The following is a 25,582-nucleotide window of genomic DNA, read 5'->3' as shown; positions in this document are numbered from 1 at the left end:
GTCTTCCAATTTAATCCGTTGTTTTAACAGACACGTTTTACAATAAAAATATGAGATATTAAAAGGAAAATGTGGGGTGATTTCGACGAAACTCAAGCAGTTTCTCGACATCATCATCAATTCCAGCTTTTAGGGCTTCAAGCGAAGGATAATTCTTTTCGCCATGTAAATAGGTTAAGAATGTCACCCGCATTAACAGGCCATACAGATTAGCAGAAACATCAGGGAAATGTACTTCTAATCGCCATTCCGGATCTGCTTGCTGGATGGCTGGACGGGTGCCGACATGACCTGCGCCAAACAGAGCTGTCGGGTTATAGCCGGTAATACCGGTTTTGCTGGCATCTGCTGCCTGGACTCTGGCTTTCAGGGATTCTGTTTCACACACCACCTCTACACCATAAATACCATGCAGACACGGCTTATGCCGATTCAGGCGGACATTAATCGTGGGAAAATCAATGGTACGGCCGATTTGATCGCCATATTGCACCCGTCCGCTAATGCTATAGGGACGTCCCAAGAGTTTGGCTGCCTGTGCCAGATCGCCAGCTTGTAGCGTTTGACGGATGCGGGTGGAACTGACACGTTCACCATCCAGCACGACGGTATCGAGATTGCTTACCTCAAAACCAAATTCACGTAAAAACTCACTATTACCTTGACGGTTTTTACCAAAATGGAAATCATCACCTAAGACCAGATGATCGGCATTGAGTTTGTCTTTTAAAATCGTGGCAAATTCTTCTGCACTCAGGCTGCGAAAGCGTTCATCGAATTTCGCCACCGCAATATAGTCGACCCCAAGTTCAGTTAGATACTCAACCTTTTCACGTAAGGAGGAAATACGCGGTGGAGCCTCATAACCTTTAAAAAATTCAAGAGGTTGTGGCTCAAAAATCATTACCACTGTTTTAAGCTGGTGCTGTTCTGCGACAGCTTTGAGCTGCCTGATCATGACCTGATGCCCCAAATGCACGCCGTCAAAATTACCAATGGTCACGGCAGTTTTGGCTAATTCAGTTCGAGGCGTTAAGGCATTAAGACGGAGCAGCTTCATGGGCAAATCAGGTGCTTAAAATGTGAAGAGGCTATATATTGCCATAATCTTTAGCTTTCGTCTTGTTGTGTTTTTAGGCAAAGTTTTTCGTTAAAATTCTTTTGAAATAAGTTAAATCGCTGTATTTCAACAATCCACTCCATTTTTCTTAGAACGGATGATGCTGAAAATAATCTCAATGCCCATATATAGCCCTTCAAATATCACGCTTGCTTCAACCGATAGCATCAGCGATTAAGCGGATTTTTATTCTGACCTGTTGAACATCTTTAGACAGAATATTGCGCCTGCTGCTATGACGCTGGCCTGAGAGTAAGTCTGCTTTACCCGGGTCTAGATGTGATGGCTGAACATTGCATTAAAAGAGGATCAGGAATCACACATTTTGGTCTCCCCAAGCGTTCATTCATCTCACCTGACCCAAATATAAAAAATGGTCTGGAAAAGGTGCAGCTTTTTTATTTGCAGCGTTCAAGTATTTACTTTTTAATAGCGGCCATCTATAGAAACTGAAATTGAGTGTTTTATGTCCGAGCATGCGTTGGTTATGGCCTTGCCAAGCGAATCCAAGGGTTTGTTTGAGGCAGAAGGAATTGAGGTGCATTACAGCGGTATTGGTAAGGTCAATGCGGCATTTAAAGCTTTTGAGGTGATTCAGACAACCGGCTGCAAGACTTTAATCAATTTGGGGACAGCGGGCAGTTCCCATTTTGATGCCCATGAACTGGTGGAAGTCAGCCACTTTGTACAGCGCGATATGGATGTATCGCCACTCGGGTTTGAAGTGGGCATTACCCCCATGGATCAGCACTTTCCAGGTGCAATCAAGCTGGCACCTTTTTTCACCGATTTACCGCAGGGCATTTGCGGAACCGGAGACAGCTTTGCAACAGGACAGCCTAAAGTTGCCTGTCAACTGGTCGATATGGAAGGCTATGCCTTGGCCAAAGTGTGCAAAAAACTGGACGTACGCCTGATTTCGGTGAAATACATTACTGATGGTGCCAATGACGCAGCACCGCTCGACTGGGAAGACAACTTATTGCTCGGTGCTCAAAAGTTATTATCTTTATATCAAAAAATCAAATAAACGGCAGGTCGGCGACCATAATTATTATGGTCGTATGCCAATCAATTCAAGCCCTGACAATCAGGCTTCATTACGGGGAATTACGCCATACAGCATCATGTGGACAGTATGCTGGACCACACGCTGGTGCATGCTACGATTCCGCAGGGTTTTGCCTGTGATCATTTCTATCTGGGTGGCAAAATCAGCATAGTTTTGCGTCAAGGCCCAAATATTCAAAATCAGTAATTCAGGATCAATATCTTTAGAAATTTTGCCCTGTTCCTGCCAGTTTGAAATGACTTTGGCTTTGCGCTTGACCAGCTTTTTTAGCGGTCCTTTCAGAATTTCCAGAATATGCGGTGCTCCCTGAATAACTTCCAAGGCAAATAAGCGCGAGGCTTTGGGTTGAGTACGCGATACCTCAATTTTTTGCATCAAATAATTGGTGATCGCTTCTTCTGGTTCCAGATCAGCCTCCAGCATTTGCAGGGGTGCGAGCCATTTTTGTAAAACTGTAGTTAACACCTCAACATACAGTGCTTCTTTATTTTCGTAATAGTAGAAAATATTCGACTTATGCATTTCCGCAATTTGTGCGATTTCATCCAGACTTGCGCCATTGAAACCATATAAGGAAAAGACATCGAGTGCAGCATTCAGCAGCTGGTTGCGTTTTTGAGTACTCTTTTTTTGTTCCATCAGTAATATTAAAACAATTAAAAAGGGGGATTTTTCATTGTACGTCAAATCATCAGATTTGTGCATCAACTACAATGCTAATTTTTTGAATCATGATGATTTATTCTGTAGATAAGCGATGTAATCAGCATCGACTCGCGCGCCAATGATTAAAATACTAAGGGTATGAAATTATTTAAATTATCACTTAATTAATATAATAGTTTGATTTAAGCCGCTATGGGAAAGATTATTTAAAATTAATTAAGAAAAAAGTGTAAATCAAATCATGAAACCTGTTTAAAATACTCGGCCAATATTATTAAATACTCTCTTAAAATACATTTAAACACTCAACATCAGTTTGAATTTTAGGACAGAAACTCGGGTTAAAAAGATCAGCAGCATATGTGGTATCCGCGGTTCCAGTTTAGTCAGCCAGATACTTTTTTTGGGGGGTGTCTGGCGCTAAGCTCGACTATTCGCTTCTGTCATTTAATAACAGATCATGGACTTCAGCCTTGATGTAACTTTAGTTCCTAAACTGACTGGATGCTAACCCCTTTTCGATACCAGAACTAGCTTAGCTTTGAGAGCGTTTGACTGATTTACCCCCCCCTAGGTCTGAGCAAAATAGGCCGTGCTTGAGCCACAGAGAAGCTGACGACATTGAGACTTGCTGGCTGTTGGCCGTAGTCGAGAGTTCATCTCCATTTTCCGGTGTTCTTTTGAATGAAAATGCGATTTCTTGCTGGTTATCCTGGAAATAAAATGATGACTAGTAGTCAATAGCTGCAATAAAAAAGCCACTTAAAGTGACTTTTTGCAAACAATGGAGCTACGCTGATAATTATAAAAAGCCTGCCGTGCGTCCGGTAAATCATCCACTGAGGCCGGTTCATAACCGTGTTCCAGAAACCAGTGGGCTGTACGGGTGGTCAGAATAAACAGCTGCTGGATTCCGAGAGCTTTGGCTTTACCTTCCAGATAATGCAGGATCTGACTGCCCCGGTTGGATTGCCGGTACGCTGGATCTACCGCGACACAGGCAATTTCTGCAGAACGTAATTCATTGCCTGTGGTCGGAATCGGATAGAGGGCTGCACAGGCCAGAATCATGCCATCCCGTTCAATCACGGCAAACTGTCCAATTTCATTTTCCAGACGTTCGCGGGAACGGTAAACCAGAATCCCTTCTTCTTCCAGGGGGCGTAGCAGGCGAATCAGACCACCAACATCCTGAATATTGGCCATCCGAACCTCTTCATAATGTGCATCGGTAATCATGGTGCCCGAGCCATCCCGAGTAAACAATTCTTCCAACAGGGCACCATCATAACTATAGGAAATCAGATGGACACGCTTGACCCCATTTCTGGAAGCTTCCTGTGCGGCTTTTAATTGCAGTACCATGGCCATACTTTGTTCATCCTGACTGGCCGGAACAAGGTAGTCATCTAGCTGCTGCGGGGTGACTTCACGTTTCAGCTGACCCTGGCTATCGAGCAGACCATGCTGTTTTCCCAGAATAATCAGTTTGTCCGCCTTTAAACGGATAGCAGTGTTAGTGGCGACTTCTTCAGCCAGCAGATTAAAAACCTCGCCTGTGGTGGAATAACCTGTTGGGCCTAGAATCACAATATTATGATTATCCAGATGGCGTTGCAGGGCATCGGTATCGATGGCACGGACTTCACCGGTCAACTGAAAATCGACCCCTTCACGAATACCATAGGGCTTGGCGGTCACAAAGTTACCTGACACCGTGTCAATCCGGGCACCATACATAGGCGAGTTGGCCAGACCCATCGACAATAGAGCTTCAATCTGTAAACGGATCGACCCCACCGCATTCAGGACACAATTTAAGGATTCGCGGGTAGTGACCCGACGCTGCTGATAAAAAGGTGTATGCAGGCCACAGCTGGCCAGATTCTGGTTAATCTGTGAACGTGCACCATGTACCAGAATCAGACGAATGCCCAAAGAGTGTAAGAGGGCAATATCATGAATAATATGCTGGAAATTTTTATCCAGAACTGCTTCGCCATCAAACATGATCACAAAGGTCTTGTTACGATGGGCATTGATATAAGGCGCAGAATGGCGAAACCAGTGCACATATTGCAATGTGGTACTTTGCGAAGTGTCTGCTGAGTTCATGCCCGGGCCTATTTCAATATACAATTCTCTTTGATTCTAATGAAAAAAAAATGAAGTGGAAGTAGAGAGACAAAAAAACACCTGAAGCCAGGCTTCAGGTGTCTGCAAGACGAGCAGAAAATGGAGCGCGTTTAGCCAATAATTCGGACGATTTTGTTATTGCGTTCATTCACCAGTACATAGTCATTATTTACTTTGTACCATTGCTGGTAACGACCGGTATTAGGCAGACGGCGTGCTTCACGGTCGCTGATCTGGAAACGTTTTGAATCGTATTGACGTGGCAGGGTTTGACCTACACGCCAGTCACGGCTCGGGTTGACCATACGGTTATGGTGACGGCGATCATCCTGCCATTTTCTATGGTCTTTTGAATTCCAGTGCGGTGCCGGTTTAGACGGCTGCGAATGGTAAGGTGAATCATAATGGGATGGTGCTGCCATTGCAGAAGTTGCAACCAGAGCACTAAGGGATAACGCGAGGGTAGTTAAAACTTTTTTCATGGCTTTTACCTAAAGAATTTATATCTGTTTTCGATGAAGTTAAATTAACGAATAAGTGGATAGAAAGCGTGAGGCTCATTGAGTGAAATTGTTAAATTGATGAAGAAATTTAGAAGAAAAACAGATAAAAAACCGGCAAACCTTACAGCCCCTCAAAATATAAGCCCAATCAAATAAAAAAATCCCAACAGGGTTGGGATTTTTAGAAGATTAGTAGGCTATCTTCGATCAGTCAGTAATGATCCGGATAATACTGTTGGTTTCAGAATTTACCAAAATATAATCGTCATTTACCTTGTACCATTGTTGCTTGCGGTCCGGTTTGGGCAGGCTATGATTTTTGTATTCAACTTTATAACCATTACCTCGATAATGCTGCGGCATCACATAACCCGGTTGCCAGCGTAATTGCTGCAGGCGTTGTACGCCACGCTCTTCACGCATACGGCGTTTATCATACTGTTCATGCTTATCTTGACGCGCCTTTTTGCCATGGCCGCGTGATTCTGTCCGTGGTTCATCATCAAAATGAGGGGCTGCATGGGCAATATTGGTCAGCATGAATGTACAGCAGGAGATCGCGAACGCTACCAAAACCTTTTTCATGTTGAACCCTCACTTAATTTGTTCATTTTCTATAGTGACTAATGTACGGAAAAATTGCAGAGAAACTGTGAAGACCAGGCAGATGTTTTATAACAAATGCTGAGAAATTATGATCATGCCGTGATTTTGCTTCATATTAGAATAGCTTATAGTTGTCTGGTAGCTCAGATATTCACACCCTAACATCTCCTCTGGAACAAGGCAAATGCGCATAGATCTACTCCTTCTATCTGCTGATTCAACCCAGTAAAATCTAGCCAGGGGACTTCGATTTCGCTGTATTTAATTCATTGAGCTGATCAGTTCCATTGTTGGCTTAAACCTTGCAGAAACTGCACTGCTTCCGCAATCGACTCGGCCTGTCTTGTATCTTCTAGCGCCACAATCAAGGCGTCAGATAGTTGTAAGCTTTCAATATGACGAATCATCTCGATCTTCGATTTTGGATCTTTCATCTGCTTTGATCTCTTAACTAATTTTCAATAAAAACAGTGTATAAGGTCTATAATTATTTGTAAAACCATTTAAATTTATAAAATTAATTTAAAAATACGATTTATAGATAATGAAAATAGGAAAGCAAAAAAAAGAGTCCTTATCGGGATAAGTACTCTTGTGTTAACTCAGGGTTGATCCGGCTCAATAGGCATAGTTTAAATCGGTATAATCATTCAGAGATTTCTGAATATGGGCCTGAATAAAAGTCCGTACATCTTCCGCCGTCATGGCCTTGCCCTGATTGCTGATCACATGCTCAATGTCCGGTTGACCTTCAATTTTAATGCGGTACACAAAATGCTTGGCCACCTGATAACGCTCCTCCTGTTTTTCGAGGCCAGTGACGTAATGATAAGAATGTTCAAAATTCAGATCGGTATGCGAGAACACAAACTGGTCGAACAGTTTCAGCTTTTGGCCGTTTTGGAGCGCCTGAATATCGTCAACAATACTGGCTTCAAACTTCATGCCATATTTGGCAGAAATTGGCTGCTGGTCAATCAGGAGAGTGACCATGCCATCTTCCAGGGGGGTCACGGTAATATTGCTTAAGTCAGTCATGGAATACTCACATCAGAATCTGTTCGGCCTAGTATAGGGGAATTTGCAGCAAATCGGCGTCAGGATACTGCTCAGAAGATCGGGTGTTCCGGATCGACTTCCTGTTGTAGGGCAAGGTTTGGGTAGAAATATGATGCAAGTTTCGACTTAATTTGAAAAAACAGGTCAGAGGAGGATGCTGCCAGACCGGTCAATAAGATAATCGCCCGAATGTGGGGGAGCTTAAATTAAGCTCAGAAGCAGGCTAAGTTTAAATACTCATCTTAGAATAAAAAAAGCCAATGCAGGCATTGGCTTCTCAGAAAATAGCTATTCCTGCTCAGTCCTGGGCATCAATGCTTTGACCGTTCATGTGCAAGCTGTCATCACCCATCAGATACAGATAGGCCGGCATGATAGAGTCCGGTGTAGGTAAGGTCTTCGGATCTTCATACGGGTAGGCTTTGGCGCGCATTGCAGTGCGGGTTGCTCCCGGGTTGATGCAGTTATAGCGGATATTGGGATGAACCTGTTCCTTGGCAAATAGCTGGCTGACCGCTTCAATGGCAATCTTGGAGACTGAATAAGCGCCCCAGCGTTCACGTGCCTCACGTCCCACTCCTGAACTGGCAAAGACCACAGAAGCATGTTCGGATTTGGCCAGCAGCGGCAGCAGCGCCTGAGTCATGACAAAAGGCGCACGCAGATTCACGGCCATCACGTCATCCCAGACTTCTTGCGGATAGTGCGCCAGTTCTACCCGTTCACCTAGAATACCGGCATTATGCAGAATGCCGTCGAGACGTCCAAACTGGCGGTCCAAGGTATTGACCAGCACTTCATAATCCCGTTCGGAGGCACTGGATAACTGTAGGGGCAGGATGGCTGGCTGTGGTGCACCCAGGCTTTCAATCTCATCATAAATGACTTCAAGCTTGTTCAGGGTACGTCCATGCAGTACCACCGTCGCGCCATGCAAGGCATAGCTGATTGCGGCTGCACGACCAATGCCATCGCCCGCACCTGTAATCAGGATAATACGATCTTTCAGCAGATCGGGGCGAGGTTGATATTCTGAATATTTCATGATCTACCTCCTTATTTGTTATTGTTCAGCGTTTTAGAGATGTTTAGCCCTCAGGACAGCATACTGTGCTGTTGCAATACCAGTTTCTGGATATGCTGATGTAATTCAGGCACATCATTCACTATATAGTCCGCCTGCCAGGCTGTTAAGTCATCTTTGTATTGCAGTGGTAAATAGCCATAGGCCGCCAGAATAGTATACATTCGGGCATGACGGCCAGCATCAATATCACGAGGATGATCCCCGACATAGATACAGTCTTCAGGCGCAATATTAATCTGTTGGGCTGCCAGATACATCGGCTCCGGATCCGGTTTGGTCCGGGTCACATCTTCCGGGCAGACCAGTACGGCACAGCGTTCGGTCAGATTGAGTGCCTTGAGCAGCGCTTCACTTAGCCAGCGCGGTTTGTTGGTCACAATGCCCCACGGAATCTCATGTTCTTCCAGCTCTTCCAGCAGAGCATACATGCCTGCAAACAGATCGGTGTCGACGGCAATTTCTGCACCATAGCTGTCCAGAAAACGCTGGCGATGTTGCTGAAGCAGCGGATCTTCCACTTGCAGTTCCGGATAAACCAGCTTGACCATGGCCCGGGCGCCTTCTGATACCTGCGCCCGGATCAGCTCGGCATCGACCAATGGACGGCCTGCCTCATGGCACATCTGCTGGATAATGCGGATAAAGTCAGCAGCCGTATCAATCAGGGTGCCATCCAGGTCAAATAAAACTGCTTTCATGGGGTCGCCTCAGCCGCTTCTTTCACTGTATATACCATGTAGTTTACATCGACATTTGGTGCGAGCCAGTAGCGCTTGGTCAGCGGATTATAGTGCAGACCGGTCATGTCTTTGAGCTTTAAGCCCGCGTTACGAATGTCATGAGCCAGTTCAGACGGCTTGATGAATTTACTGTAATCATGGGTGCCCTTGGCCAGCATACGCAGGATATATTCTGCACCAATGATGGCAAACAGATAAGATTTCGGATTGCGGTTGATGGTCGAGAAGAATACATGACCCCCTGGTTTGACCAGTTTGTGGCAGGCCTGAATAATCGAAGCCGGGTCCGGCACATGCTCCAGCATTTCCATACAGGTCACGATGTTGTATTGACCTGCCTGCTCATCGGCCAGCTGTTCCACCGGAATCTGGCGATATTCAATATTGCTGACACCTTCCTGCTCGGCATGAATGCGCGCTACATTTAGCGGGGCTTCACCCATATCAATTCCCAACACTTCAGCACCACGGCGTGCCATGCTTTCGGACAGGATTCCGCCACCACAGCCCACATCCAGCACTTTCTTGCCACTTAGTCCGCCCGCATGTTCATCAATCCAGTTCAAACGTAGGGGATTGATCATATGCAGCGGGCGGAACTCGGAATGCTGATCCCACCATATAGCTGCAAATGCTTCAAACTTGGCAATTTCTTGTGGATCAACATTCAATTGCGACATTGGTGTTACCTCAATCAGTTGTGATTATGTAAAAATTTAATTCGCCATAGGGCCAGATAAACTGATTTAAATTCTTGTAAATCAGTACACTTGTTTAGTGTAGCGTTTCTGGCAAAAAAAGCGATAAAAGCCGTAAAAAAGTTCACAGAATAAAAACGAACACGGCATAATTGCTTTATAGTGAACCCATAAACTAAAGATAATGATTTAGAGGACGATAATCCCAATGAAAAAATTTATTTTAGGTACTGTAGCCGCATCTGTTTTGGCATTTTCCGGCAGTGCCATGGCCAATTTTGTGGCAGGTCAGGACTATCAAGTTCTGGCAAATCCAGTCAAAGTCGAAAAACCGGGGAAAATTGAAGTACGTGAATTCTTCTGGTATGGCTGCGGTCACTGTTATACGCTTGAGCCGCATCTGCAAGCCTGGTTGAAAAAACTACCTAAAGATGTGCGTTTTGTACGTACTCCGGCGGCTATGAATCCGCTTTGGGAGCAGGGCGCACGTGCTTATTATACCTCTGAGGCTTTAGGGGTTCGCCAGAAAGCGCATTTGCAGCTGTTTCATGATATTCACGCCAAGCAACAGCCAATTCTGGAACAGGCACAGCTGGCAAAATTCTATACCCGTTATGGTATTCCTGAAGCAAAATTTAACAGCACTTATAAATCATTCCCGATCTCATCAAAAATCGCTCAGGCTAAAAATCTGGCTGCTGCTTACCAGTTGAGTGGTGTGCCTGCCGTAACCGTGAATGGTAAATATGTGGTGCAAGGCGATAGTGAAAAAGTGGTTCAAGTGGTGAACTACCTGGTAGACAAGGAACGTAAGGCCAAATAAGCCGGTCCTGATTGAATTGAAAAACCTGCATCCAGATGCAGGTTTTTTTAGATCTTCCAAAATTTATATTTTATTGAAGGTCTGTTGTGCGCGTAGACGGACTGGATAAAACGCCACAGAACAATAACTGCAGCTGTGTCAGGCATTGGGCTTTAAAATGCGCGAATGCTGCCTGATCTGATGCTGGATGGATCTGGGTCTGGAGATGAATCCAGTCCATGGCCCAGTTGAGTGCCAAAGGCAGCAGAATCTGGGCCAGCGCCCTCAGTTCAACCGGCGACTGGAGCGGCTGTAGCGCTGGAATCTGTTGCAGGCCATGCAGCAAATCTTCTACCAGATAATGAATCTCGCGTTCGATTCCCTGACGTAAAAACATACAGCCCCCCCAACGTTCTGCACTTAAAAATATCCAGGCTTGGGGATACGCATCGACCTTCTGAAAAAACAGTTCGACTTTGTCAGCTAGCTGGTTCAGGGAAAAATCAGTCGGTCCGAGCTGGTGCAGCACCCCTTTAATATGCAGTGCAGCCTGATCCAGCAATTCCAGTCCGAGCTGGTCCATGTTTTTGAAATGTCGATAAAACGCGGCCGGAACCAGTCCCACAGCCTGCGTAATTTCACGCAAACTGATACTGCTAAAAGCACGGCCTTGACTGCTCAATACTAAGGTGGCGTCCAGCAGCGCCTGACGACTTTGCTGCTTGCGTTCTTCACGTAAAGACATAGAAAACTTCCTGGGCGGATCGTGCAGTGTAGCAAAAATAAAATTCAATCATAGGGTTATCCGCATCTGCCCAATCAGAGCCGATTCAGGCTGAAATACTGCTAATAATTTGATTTTGTAAATGATTACTTTGCTGTCCTGATCTTGGGAGAAGGCTTCTGTTATACTGGACCACCATTATTTTTAGCCAACAGCAGGACTTATTATGCGTATCGACCAGCGAGCTTTAGATCAATTACGTGAAGTAAAAATTACCCGTAACTATACACGTTATGCGGAAGGCTCCGTATTGGTTGAATTTGGTCATACCAAGGTGCTGTGTACGGCCAGTATTGATAATTCAGTACCTCGTTTCCTGAAAGGCAAGGGACAAGGCTGGGTCACTGCTGAATATGGCATGTTGCCGCGTTCGACCCATACCCGTAGTGACCGTGAAGCAGCGCGTGGCAAGCAAAGCGGCCGTACTCAGGAAATCCAGCGTTTAATCGGACGCAGCTTACGCTCTATGGTTGACCTGAAAAAGCTGGGTGAAAATACCATTACTCTGGACTGTGATGTGATTCAGGCGGATGGCGGTACACGTACAGCTGCAATTACCGGTGCTGCGGTCGCCTTGGTGGATGCCATGAATGTTTTGCTGGAAAATAAAAAAATCAAGCAAGATCCGCTCAAAGGTTTGGTGGCTGCCATTTCAGTGGGCATCTATAAAGATGAAGTCCTGCTCGATCTGTGCTATGAAGAAGATTCTAACTGCCAGACCGATTTAAACGTGGTAATGACTCAGGCTGGTGAGTTTATTGAGATTCAGGGAACTGCGGAAGATAAACCGTTTACCCGTGCACAATCCAATGCCATGCTGGAAATGGCCGAAAAAGGCATCCAGGAACTGGTCAAGAAACAGCAGGAAGCACTGGGCTGGTAAGTTATTTATTTTATTCAATAAAAAGCACATCTTCGGGTGTGCTTTTTTTATCTGTCATGGTTCTGTAAGCAAAGTATCATCTTGGGGTCACAATTATTGTTTATCTCTGGGGGCGCATAAAATATAAGGAATTTTCCATGCGTTTACTTTCTCTCACTTTTTTGCTGGGTTTGGGCTTCCTGCTCAGTGCCTGTAATAATGATGAAGACAGTCAGAGCAACTCTCCTCCATCACCGCAACCAAGCTGCAAAGTGCATTGCGCGCCTTAATTAAAATAAATCAGAGGAAAGTGAAAATGAACCGTCGTGACTTTATAACTCATTCAGCAAAAACATTATTAGGGGCAACTGCCTTATCCAGTTTTCCTTTAAGTATTCAAAAAGCGTTGGCGGTAGATGCCAAAGTTGAAACCGGAACCATTCAAGATGTGAAACATGTGATCATTTTGACCCAGGAAAACCGCTCATTTGACAACTACTTTGGTACCTTAAAAGGCGTCCGGGGATTTGGCGACCGTTTTACGATTCCACTGGCGGATGGTCGTAAAGTCTGGGAACAGTATGACAAGAAAAAAAATAAAGTATTGCCTTATCATCTGGATAGCAGTCTGGGAAATGCACAGCGGGTTTCAGGCACACCACACTCTTGGGTAGATGGTCAAGCGGCATGGGATACAGGCCGGATGGGCAACTGGGTAGAACATAAACAGACCCAGTCAATGGGCTACTATAAAAAGGTAGAGGTGGAATACCAGTTTGCTTTGGCGGATGCTTTTACTCTGTGTGATGCTTATCACTGTGCCATGCATGCGGGAACCAATCCAAACCGTAAGTTTATCTGGACAGGAACCAATGGGCCTACCGGGGCAGGGGTCGCCAGTGTAGTCAATGAATTTGATGGGATAGGTTCATCTGCACAGGGTTATGACTGGACAACCTATCCTGAACGCCTGCAAGAAGCCGGAGTGAGCTGGAAAGTCTATCAAAATATGCCGGACAACTTTACAGACAACCCGCTGGCCGGATTTAAACAATACCGCCGCGCCAATGAGCAGTCGGGCAAGCCCGTCAGCCACTCTGACCCTGTCTGTCCTGCCTATGATGAAGCCATTGATGCCAAGGAGCCGTTATATAAAGGCATTGCCAATACCATGCCCCATGATGGAGGGTTACTGGGACAATTGAAGCAGGATATTGTGGATGGAAAACTACCTCAGGTAAGTTGGGTCGTGGCACCGGCTGCATATAGTGAACATCCGGGGCCTTCCAGCCCAGTACAAGGGGCATGGTATATTCAGGAATTGCTGAATGCTTTGACTGAAAATCCTGAGATCTGGAGTCAAACCGTACTGTTGGTCAATTTTGACGAAAATGATGGTTTTTTTGACCATATGCCTTCGCCTTCTGCGCCTTCACGTGAAATTAATGAGCACGGGGAAATTATTAAAGTCCATGGTAAAACTACCCTAGATGATGATCTGATTTCTTCTGAATACTTCAACCATCCACGCATTGAAGGTTCAACCCGTCAGCCGCTGCTGCAATATGTAGATGGTGAAAATAAAAACTTTTGGCATGGCGTCTATGGACCTGGGGTTCGTGTGCCCTTGTATGTCATATCTCCATGGAGTCGAGGAGGATGGGTAAATTCCCAAGTTTTTGACCATACTTCGATTATTCGTTTTCTTGAAGAGCGTTTTGGGGTAGAAGAACCCAATATCAGTCCTTACCGCCGTGCGGTGTGTGGAGATTTGACCTCTGCATTTAACTTTAAAACCCCGAATATGGATATTTTGCCGAAATTGGCTGGGCAAAAGACCAAGGCGGAAGCAGATGCGATTCGGGCAATACAGCAAAAATTGCCGCAAGTTCCGGTGCCATCTACACAAAACTTCCCTCAGCAGGAGCTGGGTATCCGCTATTCTCGGGCATTGCCTTATATTTTACACAGCAGTGCCAAAGTCCTGGCCAGTGAAAATAAAGTGAAACTGCTATTTTCCAACACCGGACAGCAAGCGGCAGTATTCCATGTCTATAACAAACTGGATTTAAACGCGATTCCACGACGTTATATGGTCGAAGCAGGCAAGCAGCTGGATGATGACTGGGCGCTGGTCGATGGAGCATATGACTTATGGGTCTTGGGGCCAAATGGTTTCCATCGGGCCTTCGTGGGGGATCTCAAGCAGCCTGCACAAAAAAATTCCCTGCCTGAGATTCGGATCTGTGTCGAGGAATGTGACCCGAAAATTTATCTTAAAGTACGACATGATGGTCAGCAGGCGGTAGATCTGCTGGTCAAAGCCAATGCTTATCTGGATGGACAAACCTGGAAAATCCCTACTACCGCGACTGAGAACGAATTGATTTTAGATATGTCGGCTGTATATGGCTGGTATGACTTTAGTGTCAGCATCGTGGGGGATGAGCAGTTCCAGCGTCGTTTTGCTGGCCGTCTGGAGATTGGCAAAGACAGCTATTCTGATCCATTTATGGGAAGTGCCATTTAAAACATCCAGTATCGTGCCATCTTATGGATACGCTTATATCGACAATAGAAGTTTAAGAACAATAAAAGGGGCCTAGGCCCCTTTTGTTGTATTATGAATTAGGCATTAAAGCGCATGGATAAATCAATGGCTTTCACATCTTTGGTTAAAACGCCCATAGAAATATAATCCACGCCGGTACTGGCCACTTCACGTAAATTTTCAATAGTAATATTGCCTGAAGCTTCCAACTTACAACGACCTGCGGCATGTTGCACCGCCTCAATCATCTGCTGCTGGCTAAAGTTATCCAGCATCACAATATCCGCTTTGGCTTCCAAGGCTTGATTGAGTTCATCCCAGGTTTCCACTTCGACTTCTACCAATTTACCTGGGGCAATCTTGTGGGCTTTGGCAATGGCCTGAACAATGCCGCCTGCTGCTATAATGTGGTTTTCTTTAATCAGAAAGGCATCAAACAAACCCAGACGATGGTTCTGCCCACCACCAATGGTAACGGCATATTTTTGAGCAATCCGTAAGCCGGGCAAGGTTTTACGGGTGTCCAGCAATTTGGTATTTAAACCCTTAAGTTCCTTGACATATAAAGCGGTTTTGGTCGCCACAGCAGAAAGCGTTTGGATGAAGTTAAGGGCAGGACGTTCCACGGTCAGCAGGCTGCGTGCCGAACCGGCCAACTTTAAAAAGACTTCATTGGCCTCTACCCGTTCACCGTCATTTTTCAGCCAGGTCACTTCAACCTTTGGGTCATAGGCATGAATCAGGGCATTCACCCACGGCTGACCAGCCAGTACCATATCTTCACGGCTAATGATGGTGGCAGTGGCCTGTTCATCTTCAGGAGTGAGCAGGGCCGTAATGTCGCCGTCTCCGATATCTTCCGATAAGGCCTGTTGGATATTGATCTGAATCGACTGTTCTAGCAAAGCCTGAGATATGCTCATGAGTATTTCCGTATCTTTTTTAGCCGTGAAAAATTGCGCATTATCTTAACACTGTTACATAAAAATAAGCGATTTTTCCTCCCCGCCATGAGGATGAATTGAGATTTGCCTTTGAAAGTTTTAGCATTAGGCGGGCTGCAATCCTGGTATTGCAGGTTTTATTTTGTAACAGGACAGGATTATGCAACAGGCGGCTGAGTTTCACATCAAGGATGGGCAATTGCTGGGCGCACGTCAGCTGGCTTCTCCGAATTTTAACCGACGCCCCGAGCAGACCGAGATTCAGCTGGTGGTGATTCACAATATCAGCCTGCCGCCGTCGCAATTTGGCGGTACTTATATTGAACAGTTTTTCCAGAATCAACTGGATTGCTCTGTGCATCCGTATTTTCAAACCATTGAAGGGATGCAGGTTTCGGCCCATCTGCTGATTTTACGTTCCGGTGAAGTACTGCAATTTGTCAATTTTAAGGATCGGGCTTGGCATGCCGGGCGCTCGACTTATCTGGCCAAAAAAGAATGCAATGATTATTCAATCGGAATTGAGCTGGAAGGCAGCGATGACCTGCCGTTTGAAGCGGTACAGTATGCTGCTCTGGTGCAGGTTACGGCGTGTCTGCAAGCCCATTATCCTAAAATCCAGCAGCATATTGCCGGGCATTCAGATATAGCCCCAGGCCGTAAGACCGATCCGGGACCGTATTTTGACTGGGCTGGGTTCCGCAGTCAGCTCCAGTATTATAAAACAGCAATCAACGCTGCAGAGTCAGGGGATTAAGTCATAAACTTCTTTCCTGAGTTTGATTACAATAGCCACAAATTAAGATTAGGTGAATAGGATGGCGCTTTGGCGTTCGACCGTGATTGTCAGTGCAATGACCATGTTGTCACGGGTTCTGGGTTTGATCCGGGATGTGGTTTTACTGAATGTATTTGGTGCCGGTAAAGATTTTGATACCTTCGTGGTGGCCTTTCGTATTCCGAACTTTTTCAGGCGACTGTTTGCAGAGGGGGCTTTTTCCCAGGCCTTTATTCCGGTCCTGACCGAATACAAAACCGGTCGGGCCCATGCTGAAGTTCAGATTTTGATTAGCCGGGTCTTTGGCTGTCTGGCCACAGTAATGACCACCTTGACTATGCTGGCAATTATTGCTGCTCCTGCAGTGATGTATGTTTATGCACCGGGCTTCCATAGTGATCCGGAAAAGTTCGCGCTGGCCACCGACATGTTCCGGCTGACTATTCCCTATCTGCTATTCATGTCTTTGACGGCATTTGCCAGCAGTATTTTAAATACCTATGGTTCTTTTACCACGCCAGCTTTTGCACCGGTTTTATTAAATGTGGCCATGATTGCCGGTGCCTTGTGGCTTACCCCGTATATGGCCGAGCCAATTATGGCACTGGGCTGGGCCGTGATTATTGCCGGTATTTTACAGCTGGCCCTGCAGATTCCAGAACTATGGCGTAAAAAGCTGCTGATTCCGCCTAAAGTTGATTTTAAACATGAAGGTGTGGAGCGCATCATGAAACTGATGCTGCCGGCCTTGTTTGGAGTCTCTGTCACCCAGATTAACCTGCTGCTGAACACCATCTGGGCTTCCTTTATGCAGGATGGTTCAGTCTCCTGGCTGTACAGTGCCGAGCGTATGACCGAGCTGCCGCTGGGGCTAATTGGTGTGGCGATAGGTACGGTTATTCTGCCTTCTTTATCGGCGCGGCATAGCGAGCAGAATCCGGAAAAATTCAAAGCAATGATGGACTGGGCTGCCAAAGTGATTGTTATGGCGGGTCTACCGGCCAGTATTGCGCTGTTCATGCTGTCGACCCCGATTATTCAGGCCCTGTTTGAACGCGGTCAGTTCACTTTTGAAGATACCCAGATGACCGCACTGGCCCTGCAATGTATGAGTGGTGGGGTCATTGCCTTTATGCTGATCAAGGTCTTTGCACCTGGTTTTTATGCCCAGCAGGATACCCGTACCCCGGTCCGGATTGGCCTGATGGCTGTGGCAGCCAATGCGATTTTAAACGTGGTGTTTATTGGCCTGTTCAAGCTGATTAACTGGGAAGCTGAACATATGGCGCTGGCACTGGCCTCGACTGGTTCGGCTATGGTAAATGCGGGCCTGCTCTATTTCTACCTGCACAAACGCAATATTTTCCGCTTTGGCGCTCACTGGAAAAAGATCTTCCTGCAATTTCTGTTTGCCAATGCAGTAATGATTGCGGCCTTGGGCTATGCATTGACTTGGTATGATGCGGATGTTTCCGCCTGGATGCGGGTGGTGGAAGTACTTATCCTCTGTCTGGTGGGGATGCTGGCCTATGCAGTAGCACTATTAGCAGTGGGCTTTAGACCCCGTCATCTTAAACCCTAAGTCCATTTAACCTATAAAAAAACAAGAGCCAAATGGCTCTTGTTTTTTTGAAGTTACTTTTTCTTGGCACTGTTCAGTCGCTAGACCTTGCCGCGAGAAAGAAAACCAACAATGGCAAGAATAACAGCAATTACCAGTAAGATAATCGCGAAATCCTTAGATAAGCCGGCTACTCCACCAAAACCGAGTAAACTGGCAATTAAGGCGATCACAGCAAAAATAATAGCCCAGCGAAACATAATATTCTCCATGTGTTTTTATTCTCAAAATCAGTATAGAAATAATCAATTTTTGGCACTGTTAGTGTTTTGTTGATGAACTGTCTATGATTTAACAATAGTTTACGTGCTGATAATAAGAGACGCCCGCTGCATTTCGTCTGTTGAGACTTGGTATAATAAGCTGACTTTTACCATACTTATTGCTTATGTCTGATGTTCTGCGTCCGCATTTCTGGAAACATTATACCCTGACTGAACTGACCTCAGCCGAGTGGGAAGCGCTCTGTGACGGCTGCGGACTCTGCTGCCTGATCAAGCTGGAAGATGAGGAAACGGCAGAAGTCGCCTATACCAAGGTGGCTTGCAAGCTACTGGACTGTCAGACGGCACGTTGTTCGGATTATCCCAACCGTCTGGACTATGTGCCAGATTGTATTCAGCTCACGCCTGAAAAATTGCAAGAGATTCACTGGCTGCCGTCCAGCTGTGCCTATCGCCGTGTAAATGAAGGCAAGAGTTTGCCGTCCTGGCATTATCTGAATACGGGTTCACGGCAAACTATCCTGCAGGCCAGAAAATCTGCCGCGGGTCGCTGTCTGAGCGAGACTGAGATACACGAAGATGAAATTGAAGAATATATAGTCCGCTGGGTACGCTAGACTGCAAGGTTCAGCTTTTTAACCAGTGGAACGTAGCAGCAGCTGGGCTGACTCGCCGGACATGGGACGATAAAAATAAAAACCCTGTCCGATCTGGCAATCACAACCCATCAGGGTATCTAGCTGTTCGGTATTTTCAATGCCTTCCACGAGAATATCCAGCGAGATGCTCGAACCAATCTGGGTAATGGCTTTGACAATGGCCAAGGCAGACGGATCTATGTTCATGCGTTCTACAAAGTTACGGTCAATCTTGATGCAATCGACCGGATATTCCTGCAAGCGGGTGAGCGATGAATGTCCGGTGCCAAAATCGTCCAGTGAAATATGAATCCCGGCCTGCTTGAGCAGGTTTAAGGCACGGACCACATAATGGGCACCACTTTCTGACAGGCTCTGTTCGGTAATTTCCAGTTCGACCTTATCGGTTGGAATATCAAATCTGGCCAGACGCGCCAGCAGTTTTTCGGCATAGTTGTCGCGCAGAAACTCAACTGGTGCTGCATTGATTGAAATCGGCAAGAGTTCTAGACCTTGAGCCTGCCAGCGGCTCATATCTGCAAAGACTTTAAGCTGCATGGTTTCACTAATCCGCGAAGCCAGCTCATAGTCCTGAAAGGCACCAAAAATATCCGAGGGCAGCTGGATCTGCTGGTGCCGGTCCTGCCAGCGTAACAAGGCTTCAAAACCAATGACTGCACCATCTGACAGCCGAACTTTGGGCTGATAATAAGGCACAATCTGATCGGCATGAATAATCTTGCGGGCCAGCGTCAGCTGTTGGGTAATTTGGTTTAGAGAGGTCGACATTTCCTGATTAAACATACGGATCCCGCCACGACCACTATTTTTTAAATCATTCAGGGCAATGTCGGCAGACTTTAATAGATTGGAACTACTTAAGGCATCTCGCGGATAAATGGCGCAACCGATACTCATCGCACTGCGCATGCTATGTCCCAGATAACCCACCGGCTGCTTAAGCTGCTGATAGGCCAGCTGCGCCGTCGCAATCAGCTGTTCCTCACTTTTCAGATCTTGGACCAACACTGCAAATTCATCACCGCCAAGACGGGCAACCAGTGTATTGGCAGCAAAACAATTCTGGAAACGTTGACCCAGAATATGCAACAAATGATCTCCCGCCAGATGCCCCAGCGTGTCATTAATATGCCGGAAATAATCCAGGTCAATCAGCAATAAGCCGAGTTTCTTGTTCTGGTGTTTGGCCTGAGACAAGACCTGTTTGAAAGTGTGATAGAAGGTATTACGATTATATAGGCCAGTTAATTCATCGCGTTTACTCACGCTATTCAATTGCAGTTCTGCCCACGTCTGCTGGCCGATCTTGGCCGGGGTACACCGGTCATTTTGCGGGAGCGGATCAATCCTCAGGATTTGATGGCCAGAATGATGGATCTGGCCGGTTTTTCCTGCCGGGCCATCCGGCATGTTGTGCTGGCGAGGTACGCTCTGAGCGAGCTGTTGCTGAAGTTCAACATAGTCCTGTAGATCGGTCAGGGAAATGGACCATTGCAGCAGATGTTCAGGCTGAGGACAGTATTTTATCTTCAGCCTACATATGCGGTAATTGCCTTCAGGCTGCTGGATACGGCATTGGATGTCAATATTCTGCTGCTGGTTGAGCGCTATATGCCACTTATCGAGAACAGCTTGCAAATCATCGCTATGGATAAAATGATGCCAGTCGAGGTGGTGGCTGTCATTCAGGTTGATACCCAGATACTCGATCATGGCTGTATTAAAATACTGCTGCTGGTCTTTGCTCATCACCCAAAGGGGATGAGGCAGATCATCAATGAATTGCTGTATGGCAACGGTATTGGACGAATGCAATAGCCCAACAGAAGTAACCCGGGATTCCGTAGCTTCTGCAGGTATTGATCTAGATTTGCCAGGCTTCATGCATTCACCGCCATAACCTCTAAAAAGTGTGCTGCGAGGTTGCTCCGATTATTTTAATTAGAATAAAACAATATGGAAGTTACAATGTAATTAATTCATAATTTACTAGCTTTAATTTGCTTGCTTTTCCATAGATGCGTGGATTGGAAATTAAAAAATATATTACTTCTCTTGGGCTTTGAACAAGATGCTGCTTCATTTGCGCTTATAGCACTGATACTGGCTCAGATTACGTTATGAAACTGGGCAGTCTGGTTATTCCCTGTATTTCACGCCTCATTTGCCCCAGTTTTAGCAGAGCGCGCGATCTATTGATGGAAGATCAACAGACCCTGACGAATCTTTTATAGTTTTAACGTTGAATGTTGGATTCAAAACTGCGAATGTTAGAATGAAATCAGTTCTTATGTTGAGCCTATTATCCGATGTCAGACCACCATATTCCGCTTCCCGAACGCCTACGGCCACGTGACCTTACTGAAATTATCGGACAGGAACATCTGCTGGGGGAAAATGCACCTTTACGCCAAATGATTGATCAGGGGCATTTGCCTTCCATTATTTTCTGGGGACCGCCAGGAGTCGGAAAAACCACGATTGCCCTGCTGCTGGCGCAAGCAGTTGATCGGCCATTTATTAGCTTGTCTGCACTGAATACCGGAGTCAAAGAACTACGGGAGCTGATTGCCGAAACAGGAGACCTGCTTACACCGGTGGTATTTATTGACGAGATTCACCGTTTCAATAAATCCCAGCAGGACGCACTGTTAAATGCGGTTGAAAAAGGCAAGATTACCCTGATTGGTGCGACCACCGAGAATCCCTCATTTGAGGTCAACAGTGCTTTGCTGTCACGCTGTCAGGTTTATACCTTAAATGCACTTAGTCCTGAAGCGATTCAGACCCTGCTGGGCCAGGCCATCGAAAAAGACAGTTTCCTGAAAGAACGTTATCTGCAGATTGAAGAATTTGATGCCCTGATCCAGTTTGCCGCAGGCGATGCACGCAAGGCACTGAACCTGCTTGATCTGGTGGCCAGCACTTTTGAAGCTGAGCAGGAAAATATCATCACCAATGCAGTGGTGGTCAAAGTCGCACAGCAGAATATTGCTCGTTATGACAAGTCCGGTGAGCAGCATTATGATCTGGTCTCGGCTTTTATTAAATCGATCCGTGGTAGTGATCCGGATGCTGCATTGTACTGGATGGCACGCATGCTCAAAGGCGGGGAAGACCCGGTCTTTATTGCACGCCGTATGCTGATTGCAGCTTCAGAAGATATTGGCAATTCTAACCCAAATGCCTTGTTGCTGGCTGGTGAATGTTTCCGCTCGGTACAGGCTGTTGGCATGCCGGAAGGCCGGATTATTTTGGGGCAATGTGCGGTATATCTGGCGACCAGCGCCAAAAGTAACAGTACCTATCTGGCGATTAACAAAGCTATGGAACTGGCAGAAAAAACCGCAAATCTTGCAGTGCCTTTACATTTACGCAATGCGCCGACCAAACTGATGAAAGCCCAGGGTTATGGGGTGGATTATCTCTATCCGCATCATTATCCGGAACATTTTGTTCTGCAAGACTATCTGCCGCCTGAGCTAAAAGGCACCAAATTGTATGAATCGGCACGTAATAAGCGTGAAGTGGAAGCGGAACGTTTGCAACAACGCCGCTGGCAGCAGGAACAGCAGCAATAGTTAAAAAAAGCCCAGTTTGAGGTGAACTGGGCGGAAAACAGGATGTTTTTTTCGGGGAGATAACCTCCTCGAGGGGAGGGGGAAATCTGGTCGGCTAAAAAGCGATTGAACGCTCTGAGAATTCTGGTTTAGCTTGCTATAAAAAATTTAATGGAAACGTTATATAAAGTAAAAACAATGATTTTTATCAACAGGATTATTTTTTCCGATCATCTTATCCAAAAAAACCGGACTGATCGTCCGGTTTTTTAAAGCTTAGCTTCAGCTAGGGCTTAGATATCTTCAAGATTGATACCCAAACGTGCCGCAACTTCTTCATAAGCTTCTACAACACCGCCAAGACCTTGACGGAAACGGTCTTTATCCAGTTTTTTCTTGGTGTCTTTGTCCCACAGACGGCAACCGTCTGGAGAGAACTCATCACCCAACACAATACGGTCATGGAAAACACCAAATTCAAGCTTGAAATCCACCAGAATCATATTGCCAGCATCGAACAATGCTTTGAGCACATCATTCACCTGATAAGTCAATTCTTTCATTTTTTCCAATTGTTCAGCATTGGCCCAACCCAAAGCAATCGCTTGCGATTCATTGACCATTGGATCGCCCAGCGCATCATCTTTAAAGAACAATTCAAATGTTGGTGGAGTCAGCTCTTTACCTTCTTCTACACCCAGACGGCGGCATAAAGAACCCGCGGCATAGTTACGGATGACGCATTCTACCGGAATCATGTCCAGTTTTTTGACCAGAACTTCATTCGGTGTTAACAGTTTTTCGAAATGGGTTTCAATACCCGCTTCGGCCAGTTTTTCCATGATGAAGGCGTTAAAACGGTTGTTCACCTTACCTTTACGATCTAGTTGTTCGATTTTTTCGCCATTGAATGCGGACGCATCGTCACGAAAAACTAAAATCAAGTGGTCTGAGCTGTCCGTGGTATAGACAGATTTCGCTTTACCAGTATAGAGCAAGGTTTGTTTTAACATGAGGGAACCTTCTACAAAAAAAAATGCCTAGAACTGTCTAGGCTGGCCAATTTTGGTAAATCTGATTGAGCAGTTCTGCGGCTTTTTCACGGTCTGCAAAACTGTTATCGGTATTGAACACAGCGAGGTTATGACTCGAACCGACAGGAGATAGTCTTAATACATAGGTCTGCTGGTCGACTTTGATCGTCACTTCATGACGATTTGGGTTCTGGCCAACGATGGAATAGTTAAGGCTGCTGAGGGTAGCAAGTGTGTATTGCCAGATTGTAGCAGAATTTCCATCGATTTTAAGTAGTGGATTTTGATTTCCATCCACAACCAGCTGTGGTTTTCCGATCGGAGCCGTCTCAGTTACATCAGTTTGGGTTGAATCCATACTCTGAGCAGGTGGACGTGGTAGGGCAAAACGGTTCGCACGCTGGTTTTCCAGCTTGGGCGCATGCTCGATCGCCAGCGGATCTACAATAGGAGCAGGGTACAATGGCGTTGCAGGACGTACCATGGCACCTTCAGGATATTGTAAGGGTTCGAGAGTAGTCGTTTCTTTATAATCTAAAGTGCCATTATTAAAGGCCAGTGAACTACAACCTGCCAGACCCAATACTGAAAGTGCGAAGGTAAGTCCTAAACGTAAATGCATAATTGTGCTCTTTTATTGAATGACGCCCGCTACAACCAGTGCTTCATGAAGCGGAGCGCGATATTGTTCTGCAAGAGGGGTTAATGGCAGGCGAATACCTGTACCGATTAAGCCCATATCGTGAAGTGCCCATTTCACAGGAATCGGGTTCGATTCGCAAAATAAAATATTGTGTAAATTTGCAATCTGCGAATTCAGCTCTTCAGCACGTGCCATATCGCCTTGAAGTGCAGCCGCGCAGACTTCACTCATGGCTTTGGGTGCCACATTGGCAGTCACCGAAATATTACCTTTAGCCCCATGACCCATCAGCTGATAAGCCGTTGCATCATCGCCTGAATAGACGGTCATGTTCTTGCCAGTCAGGCCCTCAAGCAGGGCTGCACCACGCGCAACATCACCGGTTGCGTCCTTGATGCCCACAATTTGCGGAATATCTGCCAGACGAATCACTGTTTCATTGGCCATGTCTACGCCTGTACGGCCCGGCACATTATAAAGAATCTGTGGAAGATCAACTGCCTCAGCAATCGCCTTATAGTGCTGGTATAAGCCTTCCTGGGTCGGTTTATTATAATAAGGTGTCACCAACAGGGCAGCATCAGCCCCCAGTTCTTTGGCTTCACGGGTTAATTGAATGGCTTCATGGGTCGAGTTTGCCCCCGTACCCGCAATCACAGGAATACGTTTTTTTGCCACACGGATGATTTCTTTGATCACCTGCGTATGTTCACTCATGCTGAGCGTAGAGGCTTCACCGGTAGTACCTACGGCGACAATTCCATTTGTACCCTCTGCAATATGCCACTCAACCAGCTTCTCGAGGCTCTTCCAATCTACGCTGCCATCTTCAAACATTGGGGTGACGATTGCGACAATGGAACCCTGAGTGGTCTGTGCTTGCTGAGTCATTTTGAAAAACTATCCTATTTGTCCATCCGAAGAGAATGAGAAAACATAAATTTGGATGGGTTTGTATTCTGATTGAGAACAAATTCAATTAATCTGGGCTGAATTGAATATTGCTTATGCAAATTATGACTGATCAAACGCATAAGAACAATATGCTTTAGTCAAAGCCACTGATTCTTTATACAAAGCCTATGTAAAACAATCAAGAGCTGAGAAGAGGTGTTTGACTGCCCATTCAAGCTAGATAGAAGGTAAATAAAACTTGCTATAAAGCTTTTTCTGACCGATTTATTTTATAACCCTGCGACTAAAATACTGCTATAAAAATATTCAACCTTCTGATTTTTTAAGTTTTTTTTAATAGAAAATTGTACTTGGATATGAACTAATATTTATATTCGATGAATTGAGATGTGAAAAATATAGAAATAGAGCGGAAAATGAGCCTGTTAAATAAAAATAACGTCTGATTAAGCTGTTTAAAGTATTAAATTTAAATCATTTATTTTTCTAACTGGTTAAATCTTAGGGCTGATTTATAA

26 protein-coding genes are annotated in these 25,582 nt (G+C 45.7%); 9 read left to right on the top strand and 17 right to left on the bottom strand.

Going from position 1 to position 25,582, the window contains the following annotated elements:
- Nucleotides 1-58: 58 nt before the first annotated feature.
- Complete coding sequence (ribF, locus tag NI461_RS08625) at nucleotides 59-1,060, bottom strand: bifunctional riboflavin kinase/FAD synthetase (RefSeq protein ID WP_151205319.1); 1,002 nt, start codon at nucleotides 1,058-1,060, stop codon at nucleotides 59-61.
- Nucleotides 1,061-1,586: 526 nt separating this feature from the next.
- Between ribF and NI461_RS08620 the strand changes: the two genes are divergently transcribed.
- Complete coding sequence (locus NI461_RS08620; protein WP_151205320.1) at nucleotides 1,587-2,150, top strand: 5'-methylthioadenosine/S-adenosylhomocysteine nucleosidase; 564 nt, start codon at nucleotides 1,587-1,589, stop codon at nucleotides 2,148-2,150.
- Between the two features lie 60 nt (nucleotides 2,151-2,210).
- On the opposite strand, the gene NI461_RS08615 is transcribed toward NI461_RS08620, so the two are convergent.
- From NI461_RS08615 to ubiG, 9 genes are all read right to left on the bottom strand, one after another.
- Entirely contained in the window at nucleotides 2,211-2,840 is a 630-nt protein-coding gene (locus NI461_RS08615) for a TetR/AcrR family transcriptional regulator (protein ID WP_174660611.1), read from the bottom strand.
- Between the two features lie 780 nt (nucleotides 2,841-3,620).
- A complete protein-coding gene (gene argA / locus NI461_RS08610; protein ID WP_151208184.1) occupies nucleotides 3,621-4,973 on the bottom strand; it encodes an amino-acid N-acetyltransferase in 1,353 nt (450 codons plus the stop codon).
- A 131-nt stretch (nucleotides 4,974-5,104) separates the two neighbouring features.
- Complete coding sequence (locus tag NI461_RS08605; protein ID WP_151205540.1) at nucleotides 5,105-5,476, bottom strand: RcnB family protein; 372 nt, start codon at nucleotides 5,474-5,476, stop codon at nucleotides 5,105-5,107.
- A 228-nt stretch (nucleotides 5,477-5,704) separates the two neighbouring features.
- Nucleotides 5,705-6,082, bottom strand: a complete 378-nt coding sequence (locus NI461_RS08600; RefSeq protein ID WP_151205541.1) for an RcnB family protein — start codon at nucleotides 6,080-6,082, stop codon at nucleotides 5,705-5,707.
- 299 nt (nucleotides 6,083-6,381) lie between these two features.
- Nucleotides 6,382-6,537, bottom strand: coding sequence for a hypothetical protein (locus NI461_RS08595; protein WP_171478868.1), 156 nt, complete (start codon nucleotides 6,535-6,537; stop codon nucleotides 6,382-6,384).
- A 184-nt stretch (nucleotides 6,538-6,721) separates the two neighbouring features.
- Complete coding sequence (locus tag NI461_RS08590; RefSeq protein ID WP_151205542.1) at nucleotides 6,722-7,141, bottom strand: hypothetical protein; 420 nt, start codon at nucleotides 7,139-7,141, stop codon at nucleotides 6,722-6,724.
- Between the two features lie 319 nt (nucleotides 7,142-7,460).
- Nucleotides 7,461-8,207, bottom strand: coding sequence for a YciK family oxidoreductase (locus NI461_RS08585; RefSeq protein WP_253157048.1), 747 nt, complete (start codon nucleotides 8,205-8,207; stop codon nucleotides 7,461-7,463).
- Nucleotides 8,208-8,257: 50 nt separating this feature from the next.
- Nucleotides 8,258-8,947, bottom strand: a complete 690-nt coding sequence (locus NI461_RS08580) for an HAD family hydrolase (protein WP_253157046.1) — start codon at nucleotides 8,945-8,947, stop codon at nucleotides 8,258-8,260.
- Nucleotides 8,944-9,669 (bottom strand): bifunctional 2-polyprenyl-6-hydroxyphenol methylase/3-demethylubiquinol 3-O-methyltransferase UbiG, encoded by a 726-nt coding sequence (ubiG, locus tag NI461_RS08575; RefSeq protein ID WP_253157044.1) that lies wholly within the window; start codon nucleotides 9,667-9,669, stop codon nucleotides 8,944-8,946. Before ubiG ends, NI461_RS08580 begins: the two co-directional genes overlap by 4 nt.
- Before the next feature lie 226 nt (nucleotides 9,670-9,895).
- On the opposite strand from ubiG, the gene NI461_RS08570 reads away from it, so the two are divergent.
- A complete protein-coding gene (locus NI461_RS08570) occupies nucleotides 9,896-10,510 on the top strand; it encodes a thiol:disulfide interchange protein DsbA/DsbL (RefSeq protein WP_151204646.1) in 615 nt (204 codons plus the stop codon).
- A gap of 70 nt (nucleotides 10,511-10,580) precedes the next feature.
- Here NI461_RS08570 and NI461_RS08565 read toward each other — a convergent pair whose 3' ends face one another.
- Nucleotides 10,581-11,234, bottom strand: coding sequence for a TetR family transcriptional regulator (locus tag NI461_RS08565; protein ID WP_151206963.1), 654 nt, complete (start codon nucleotides 11,232-11,234; stop codon nucleotides 10,581-10,583).
- 205 nt (nucleotides 11,235-11,439) lie between these two features.
- Here NI461_RS08565 and rph point away from each other — a divergent pair, with 205 nt between their 5' ends.
- From rph to NI461_RS08555, 3 genes are all read left to right on the top strand, one after another.
- Nucleotides 11,440-12,156 (top strand): ribonuclease PH, encoded by a 717-nt coding sequence (gene rph, locus NI461_RS08560; RefSeq protein ID WP_151204644.1) that lies wholly within the window; start codon nucleotides 11,440-11,442, stop codon nucleotides 12,154-12,156.
- 137 nt (nucleotides 12,157-12,293) lie between these two features.
- Nucleotides 12,294-12,425: a hypothetical protein gene (locus tag NI461_RS14210; protein ID WP_257234944.1), complete on the top strand. Its 132-nt coding sequence runs from the start codon at nucleotides 12,294-12,296 to the stop codon at nucleotides 12,423-12,425.
- A 26-nt stretch (nucleotides 12,426-12,451) separates the two neighbouring features.
- Nucleotides 12,452-14,665 carry a phosphocholine-specific phospholipase C gene (locus tag NI461_RS08555; protein ID WP_151204643.1) on the top strand — a complete coding sequence of 738 codons (2,214 nt, stop codon included), beginning with the start codon at nucleotides 12,452-12,454 and terminating at the stop codon, nucleotides 14,663-14,665.
- 98 nt (nucleotides 14,666-14,763) lie between these two features.
- Here NI461_RS08555 and nadC read toward each other — a convergent pair whose 3' ends face one another.
- Nucleotides 14,764-15,609 (bottom strand): carboxylating nicotinate-nucleotide diphosphorylase, encoded by an 846-nt coding sequence (nadC, locus tag NI461_RS08550; protein WP_174660504.1) that lies wholly within the window; start codon nucleotides 15,607-15,609, stop codon nucleotides 14,764-14,766.
- Nucleotides 15,610-15,790: 181 nt separating this feature from the next.
- On the opposite strand from nadC, the gene ampD reads away from it, so the two are divergent.
- Nucleotides 15,791-16,387 (top strand): 1,6-anhydro-N-acetylmuramyl-L-alanine amidase AmpD, encoded by a 597-nt coding sequence (gene ampD / locus NI461_RS08545; protein ID WP_174660503.1) that lies wholly within the window; start codon nucleotides 15,791-15,793, stop codon nucleotides 16,385-16,387.
- Between the two features lie 52 nt (nucleotides 16,388-16,439).
- Nucleotides 16,440-17,990 carry a murein biosynthesis integral membrane protein MurJ gene (gene murJ / locus NI461_RS08540; protein ID WP_174660502.1) on the top strand — a complete coding sequence of 517 codons (1,551 nt, stop codon included), beginning with the start codon at nucleotides 16,440-16,442 and terminating at the stop codon, nucleotides 17,988-17,990.
- 80 nt (nucleotides 17,991-18,070) lie between these two features.
- Here murJ and NI461_RS08535 read toward each other — a convergent pair whose 3' ends face one another.
- Nucleotides 18,071-18,229 (bottom strand): DUF1328 domain-containing protein, encoded by a 159-nt coding sequence (locus tag NI461_RS08535; RefSeq protein ID WP_004647174.1) that lies wholly within the window; start codon nucleotides 18,227-18,229, stop codon nucleotides 18,071-18,073.
- 188 nt (nucleotides 18,230-18,417) lie between these two features.
- Here NI461_RS08535 and NI461_RS08530 point away from each other — a divergent pair, with 188 nt between their 5' ends.
- A complete protein-coding gene (locus NI461_RS08530; protein WP_253157043.1) occupies nucleotides 18,418-18,870 on the top strand; it encodes a YcgN family cysteine cluster protein in 453 nt (150 codons plus the stop codon).
- An 18-nt stretch (nucleotides 18,871-18,888) separates the two neighbouring features.
- On the opposite strand, the gene NI461_RS08525 is transcribed toward NI461_RS08530, so the two are convergent.
- Nucleotides 18,889-20,796 (bottom strand): EAL domain-containing protein, encoded by a 1,908-nt coding sequence (locus NI461_RS08525; protein WP_174660500.1) that lies wholly within the window; start codon nucleotides 20,794-20,796, stop codon nucleotides 18,889-18,891.
- 425 nt (nucleotides 20,797-21,221) lie between these two features.
- Between NI461_RS08525 and NI461_RS08520 the strand changes: the two genes are divergently transcribed.
- Entirely contained in the window at nucleotides 21,222-22,493 is a 1,272-nt protein-coding gene (locus tag NI461_RS08520) for a replication-associated recombination protein A (RefSeq protein ID WP_151206956.1), read from the top strand.
- A gap of 272 nt (nucleotides 22,494-22,765) precedes the next feature.
- Here the strand turns inward: NI461_RS08520 and purC are convergent, their stop codons facing one another.
- The 3 genes from purC to dapA are packed head-to-tail and all read right to left on the bottom strand — an operon-like array spanning nucleotide 22,766 to nucleotide 25,040.
- Nucleotides 22,766-23,485, bottom strand: a complete 720-nt coding sequence (gene purC / locus NI461_RS08515) for a phosphoribosylaminoimidazolesuccinocarboxamide synthase (RefSeq protein WP_151204636.1) — start codon at nucleotides 23,483-23,485, stop codon at nucleotides 22,766-22,768.
- A 37-nt stretch (nucleotides 23,486-23,522) separates the two neighbouring features.
- A complete protein-coding gene (locus tag NI461_RS08510; RefSeq protein WP_151204635.1) occupies nucleotides 23,523-24,128 on the bottom strand; it encodes a lipoprotein-34 precursor (NlpB) in 606 nt (201 codons plus the stop codon).
- Nucleotides 24,129-24,140: 12 nt separating this feature from the next.
- Nucleotides 24,141-25,040: a 4-hydroxy-tetrahydrodipicolinate synthase gene (gene dapA, locus NI461_RS08505; protein ID WP_151204634.1), complete on the bottom strand. Its 900-nt coding sequence runs from the start codon at nucleotides 25,038-25,040 to the stop codon at nucleotides 24,141-24,143.
- Between the last annotated feature and the right edge of the window lie 542 nt (nucleotides 25,041-25,582).

Source organism: Acinetobacter sp. S4400-12 (genome assembly GCF_024129495.1).
Lineage (GTDB): Bacteria > Pseudomonadota > Gammaproteobacteria > Pseudomonadales > Moraxellaceae > Acinetobacter > Acinetobacter lwoffii_C.
This window is presented reverse-complemented; position numbering and strand designations above follow the sequence as displayed.